Raw genomic sequence first — 6,165 nt, 5'->3', positions numbered from 1 at the left:
TTTGTCTTTTTCTAAACCATCCTCAGTGGCATTCACTTCAAGCTTTATCCATTTAGTATGTTCGTTACTGTCTTGGATGTCTGTGGCCGCTTGACCTGGTTCATCTTGCAGCTTTTGTGTTTTGGCTACATATTCAAAATCACCAATGGCAAAAGCGGTGTAGCGAGAGCGCATCAGAGTTTCTGCAGTGGGTGCGGTGCCTGGGTTGTTGTGATACATACCGCAACACATCTCATATGGGCTTCCTGTTCCGCACGGACAGTTCACTGGGATTGGCATAAATCAACTCCTCTCATCGCCAAATACACTTTAACAAATGCACTTTAAGGTGCGTATAATACTTTTTTTATTTAACGGCTAACAGGAATTATTTGTGACTTCAGCGGGCCCAACCTCTTTTTTTTGGTTTGATTTTGAAACGACCGGAACAGACCCAGCACGAGATCGTCCTATGCAGTTTGCGGGAATCAGAACTGATTTGGAGTTTAACCCAATCGGCGACCCTGTCATGTTTTATTGCCGATTAGCAGAAGATGTATTGCCGCAACCAGAGGCGTGTTTATTGACCGGAATCAGTCCGCAAGATGCCAATCGTGAAGGTTTGTGTGAAGCTGAGTTTATGCAAGCGGTGGAGGCTGAGTTGTCTGTGCCGGGAACCTGTGCGCTTGGTTACAATACCATTCGATTTGATGACGAGGTTGTTCGTTACGGTTTTTATCGCAATTTCATAGACCCCTACGCGCGAGAATGGCAGAACAATTGTTCACGCTGGGACATCATTGACTTGGTCCGAATGACGTATGCGATGCGCCCCGAAGGCATTGTGTGGCCAAAAGGGGACGATGGCCTGGTTTCCATGAAATTAGAAGCGCTGACGAAAGCGAATGGCATTTCACATGAGCAGGCGCACGACGCCTTGTCGGATGTGTATGGCACGATTGAAATAGCCAAGTTGATTCGAGATAAGCAACCTAAGTTGTTTGATTACTATTTTAAGATGCGTCAAAAGCATGAGTTGCAACAGTTTATTGATGTCGCTCGGTTAAAACCCTTTCTGCATATTTCAGGTATGTTTGGTCAGGCAAAGCACTATGCTGCGTTTGTGGTGCCTATTGCACCGCACCCAACCAATAAAAATGGCGTTGTTGTGTTTGATTTAATGGCAGATGCGCAACCATTAGTTGAATTAAGCGTCGAAGAGATTCGTCATCGCGTGTTTACGCGTCAGGAAGAGCTCGGTGAAGTAGAGCGTTTGCCGTTGAAAGTGATTCATTACAATAAATCTCCCGCGGTTGCGCCTGCGACGTTTTTAAAAGATGCGGATGTTGTGGCGCGCCTCAATCTGGATGGTGCGGTATGTCGTCATAATCTTGCCATCATAAAAGGGCATGCTGGATTAGCGGCTAAGCTGAGTGATGTTTTTTTACAAGAAGAGCGAGCCATCCATAAAGACCCGGATGTGATGTTGTATTCAGGCGGATTCTTTTCTAGGGAAGACAAAAGCAGAATGGAAAAAATTCGTTCTACACCGCCGAATCAACTTGCCGACTTAGCGTTGTCTTTTGATGATCGCCGTTTGCCTGAAATGTTAATGCGCTATATCGGTCGGAATTATCCAGAACAATTGACAGAGCAGCAGAGAGTGGAGTGGGAAGAGTACCGACTCATTCGCTTGCTTGAAAAAGAAGGTGGAGGATCCATTAATATGGAGCAATTTTTTGCGCGCTTGAACGATATCGCTCAAACGCCAGATCTGCCTGCTTCAAAGCAAATTATGCTGCAAGATTTAGCGGATTATGCGCAGAGCATTTACCCTGTGACTTTTTAAGGAAGTTGTATGAGCGAACAACATAAAGGTATTCATTGGCTGGTGGGTTTTGCCGCTTTTATTATTATCATTGCTGGTTTAAAGGCGGCTTCGCAAATTGTCGTTCCATTTATGTTGTCCGTTTTTATTGCCATTATTTGCGCGCCAGCCATGTCTAGTTTGCGCCGTCGAGGCTTGCCAACATGGCTGTCAATTTTATTGGTCGTGTTGCTGATCATGGTAGGTATTGGCTCGCTTGCGGTATTGGTTGGCGCCTCATTGGACAGTTTTTCCAATCAATTGCCCAACTATAAAGCGCGCTTTGCTGATGAGATGTCGGGACTTATCCGCGTTATAAATGGAATGGGGTTGCATATATCCTATGACCAGGTGAAAGGGTATGTTGATCCTTCTTCGCTTATGCAAATGGTTGCCAATGCATTGAGAGGGTTGGGTAGTGCGTTGACTAATCTTGTTTTGGTGGTGATGATCGTGATTTTTATTCTGTTTGAAGCGGTGGAGTTGCCAAAAAAATTGTCAATAGCGTTGCAGAACTCTTCTGTTTCGATGGGAAAGTTTGATTCGTTTATCAAGTCGGTCAATAGATATCTGGTCATTAAGACCTTGGTTAGTATGTTAACTGGTGTTTTGATTACGATTTGTATGTGGGTGCTGGGTGTGGACTTCCCTATATTATGGGGTGTTTGTGCATTCCTGCTGAATTTTGTGCCAAATATTGGATCTATTATTGCGGCGGTGCCCGCTGTGATGCTGGCGTTTGTTCAGTTGGGCGGTTTGTCAGCGGGGCTTACTGCGATGGCCTTTTTGGCGGTGAATTTAATTGTTGGGAATGTAATTGAGCCGCGTTATATGGGGCGAGGTTTGGGGCTTTCGACGTTGGTTGTCTTCTTGTCATTGTTGTTATGGGGATGGGTTTTCGGTCCCGTAGGAATGCTGCTTTCTATACCGTTAACTATTATTCTTAAGCTGGCCTTTGAAGCCAACCCACGAATGCATTGGTTGGTTGTCTTGATCGATTCAGACACAAGTGACTCTAAGCGTTAGAGGCGATAATCTGACTGACTGGGAAAGAATCTATTTTGCAATTTGACTAGCTTATTTTCCATTCTTTGTATATACTTTGCGATCAGTTTTTCCTCCGAGAATTTCATTAAGGCATGTAAATGGTTACAGGCCTTATCCTCACCAAAAAAAGGTACTAATTTACATGTCTGACGCTGATACTCAGCCTACATTTGATTCGTTGGGCCTAATCGCCCCTGTTCTTAAAGCGGTTGCTGACCTAGGTTACGAGCAACCATCTGCTATCCAAGCGCAAAGTATTCCATATCTATTAGAAGGTCGTGACCTTTTGGGGCAAGCGCAGACGGGTACTGGTAAGACAGCAGCGTTCGCGCTTCCGTTGTTGTCTCGCATTGACGTTACAGATAAAACGACACAATTACTTGTTCTGGCTCCTACTCGTGAACTTGCTATTCAGGTTTCTGAAGCATTCCAAAGTTATGCTCGTAACCTTCCTGATTTTCATGTGTTGCCAATTTACGGCGGCATGTCATATGACACGCAATTGCGTCAGCTTCGTCGCGGCGTACAAGTCGTTGTTGGTACGCCTGGTCGTGTGATGGATCATATCCGTCGTAAAACATTGCGTCTAGATACACTGAAAGCATTGGTGCTTGATGAAGCGGACGAAATGTTGCGTATGGGATTCATCGACGATGTCGAGTGGATTCTTGAGCAAACACCGCCAACGCGCCAGATTGCGTTGTTCTCTGCAACAATGCCTTCTGTGATTCGTCAGGTAGCTAATCGTCATTTGAACAATCCTAAAGAAGTTAAGATTGTTACTAAGACATCTACGGCGACAACGATTACTCAAAAATTTTGGCCTGTTAGCGGTTTGCACAAGCTAGATGCGTTGACTCGTATTCTTGAGATGAATGAACATGACGGTATGATCATTTTCGTTCGTACTAAAGCGGCAACGGTTGAATTGGCTGAGAAGTTAACGGCTCGTGGTCACGCTTGTGAAGCATTGAATGGCGACATTAGCCAAAACTTGCGTGAACGTACAGTTGATCGCATCAAGAAAGGTCAGATTGACATTCTGGTTGCAACTGACGTAGTTGCGCGTGGTTTGGACGTTGAGCGTGTTAGTCACGTTGTAAACTATGACATTCCATACGATACAGAATCATATGTTCACCGTATTGGTCGTACTGGCCGTGCAGGTCGTTCAGGTACTGCTATTCTATTTGTTGCTCATCGTGAGCGTCGTATGTTGCAAGCCATTGAGCGTGCAACTCGTCAACCAATCGAAAGCATGACATTGCCAACGGCTTCTGACATTAACGCGCATCGCGTGAACCGCTTTAAACAAAGCATCACAGATACGATGGACAACGAAAATCTTGATTTCTTCCTAGAGCTTGTTCAGGGCTACCAGAAAGAAAACGAAGTAGATCCATTGAAAATGGCGGCGGCTTTAGCGCATATGGCGCAAGGTAAAACACCGTTATTGTTGTCTGAAATGGAAGTGCGCCAAGAGCGTCGTGAACGTCGTGAAGATCGAGATGGTTCTCGTGGCGAGCGCGGAGACCGCGGTGATCGAGCGCCTCGTGAACGTAAAGTTCGTCCAGTAACAGCGGAAGCAATGCCGTTAAAAGACGATCCAAGCACGTCTATGACACGCTACGTTGTTCAGGTGGGTTACAATGCGGGTGTTAAACCTGGCAATATCGTTGGTGCGATTGCTAACGAAGCGGAAATCGAAAGCCGTTACATCGGCCATATCGAAATCTATGAAGATTTCTCTACGGTTGATTTGCCGACGAACTTGAATTCTGATGTTTTGGGTAAATTAGGTAAAACACGCATTTGTGGCCAGCGCACTGATATCGCTAAGTTGGAAAATGCTGATGAGCTAAATAAGCGCGCAGCATCTCCTTCTTCTCGCAAGCGTCCGGGTGGTGATCGTGATCGCCGTCCATCTAATGCGGGTGAGCGTCGTCGTCCTTCTGGAAACCGTGATCGCGACAATAATCGTGGTGAGCGTCGTCCAAGAGCGCCTCGTAAAGACAGTTAATCTTTGTAGATTGCTTAGATAATGTTAAAAACCGAATCTAGAGATGGATTCGGTTTTTTTATGTCCGCAAGTTAGGTGTTTTGACTTATCGACTTCTGATAAAATTCACCCGTTCCCCTCTTAATTCAAAAGGCCAGTAATGAACGAAATTACTATAATCAAACCAGATGATTGGCATTTACATTTTCGTGATGAAGATATGTTGCTAGAGACCGTTCCTGCGACAGCGCGTTGTTTTGAGCGTGCTGTGGTGATGCCAAACTTGGTGCCGCCAGTAACTACCGCTGAGCTTGCTTTGCGCTATAAAGAGCGTATTTTGGCGGCACGTCCAGCTGGTAGTAGCTTTACGCCTGTGATGACTATTTATTTAACAGATAAAACCAGCGTTCAAGACATCAAAGAGGCTAAGCAAGCAGGGGTTTTGGCTGCCAAAATGTATCCCGCTGGCGCGACAACGAACTCTGATTCTGGAGTGAATTCTCTGGAGTCTTTGTACCCGGTGTTTGAGGCATTAGCTGAGAACAATATGCTTTTATTGATTCACGGCGAAGTAACGCAAAAACACATAGACATTTTCGATCGTGAGAAAGAGTTTATCGATCAGCATATGGTAAACATTGTCGAGCGAGTGCCGAATTTAAAAGTGGTATTTGAGCACATTACGACTAAGGATGCGGTGGATTTTGTGTTATCTGCTCGAGAGGGGGTCGCGGCAACAATCACGCCTCAGCATTTGATGTTGAACCGAAATGATATGTTGGATGGCGGCATGCGCCCACACAATTATTGCCTGCCTGTATTGAAGCGCAGTACCCATCAGCAAGCATTGCGTGACGTGGTTAAAGCGGGTTCACCTAAGTTTTTCTTAGGGACAGATTCTGCGCCACATGCCAAACACCGCAAAGAGTCTGACTGTGGTTGTGCTGGTTGTTACAGCGCTTGGTCTGCGTTAGAGCTTTACACTCAAGTGTTTGATGAGTTGGGTGTGCTTGATAAGCTCGAGGGCTTTGCCAGCCTTTATGGTGCTGACTTCTATGGTTTACCACGCAACACAGAGACTGTTACTTTGGTACGTGAGTCTTGGGAAGTGCCGACAAGTATCACGCTTCCAAATGGTGATCCAATTGTGCCTTTCTTTGCAGGCAAGCAAGTGTCTTGGAAGCTCAAATAAAGCGGCGCCATAAGAATAAGTGATCAAATGCAACCGAATTCAGAAATGGGTTCGGTTTTTTTATGGTTATAGAACGTCAGT

The 6,165-nt window shown here is 45.4% G+C and carries 5 protein-coding genes; 4 read left to right on the top strand and 1 reads right to left on the bottom strand.

What is annotated here, in order from left to right; genetic code table 11:
* A partial coding sequence (locus N5P32_RS02280) for a YchJ family protein (protein WP_265727578.1) occupies positions 1-279 on the bottom strand: 279 nt, incomplete at its 3' end.
* Between the two features lie 94 nt (positions 280-373).
* On the opposite strand from N5P32_RS02280, the gene sbcB reads away from it, so the two are divergent.
* From sbcB to pyrC, 4 genes are all read left to right on the top strand, one after another.
* Entirely contained in the window at positions 374-1,828 is a 1,455-nt protein-coding gene (sbcB, locus tag N5P32_RS02275) for an exodeoxyribonuclease I (RefSeq protein ID WP_265727577.1), read from the top strand.
* Positions 1,829-1,837: 9 nt separating this feature from the next.
* Positions 1,838-2,872: an AI-2E family transporter gene (locus N5P32_RS02270; RefSeq protein WP_265727576.1), complete on the top strand. Its 1,035-nt coding sequence runs from the start codon at positions 1,838-1,840 to the stop codon at positions 2,870-2,872.
* Between the two features lie 163 nt (positions 2,873-3,035).
* Positions 3,036-4,913 (top strand): DEAD/DEAH box helicase, encoded by a 1,878-nt coding sequence (locus N5P32_RS02265; RefSeq protein WP_265727575.1) that lies wholly within the window; start codon positions 3,036-3,038, stop codon positions 4,911-4,913.
* Between the two features lie 139 nt (positions 4,914-5,052).
* A complete protein-coding gene (pyrC, locus tag N5P32_RS02260; protein WP_265727574.1) occupies positions 5,053-6,084 on the top strand; it encodes a dihydroorotase in 1,032 nt (343 codons plus the stop codon).
* The last annotated feature ends 81 nt before the right edge of the window (positions 6,085-6,165 follow it).

The organism is Marinomonas pontica (genome assembly GCF_026191375.1).
Classification (GTDB): Bacteria; Pseudomonadota; Gammaproteobacteria; order Pseudomonadales; family Marinomonadaceae; genus Marinomonas; species Marinomonas pontica.
This window is presented reverse-complemented; position numbering and strand designations above follow the sequence as displayed.

Bases quoted from the DNA above. Each gene is read 5' to 3' on its own strand.
- N5P32_RS02270 (WP_265727576.1), top strand. From the start codon at position 1,838: ATGAGCGAACAACATAAAGGTATTCATTGGCTGGTGGGTTTTGCCGCT.
- pyrC (WP_265727574.1), top strand. From the start codon at position 5,053: ATGAACGAAATTACTATAATCAAACCAGATGATTGGCATTTACATTTT.
- N5P32_RS02265 (WP_265727575.1), top strand. From the start codon at position 3,036: ATGTCTGACGCTGATACTCAGCCTACATTTGATTCGTTGGGCCTAATC.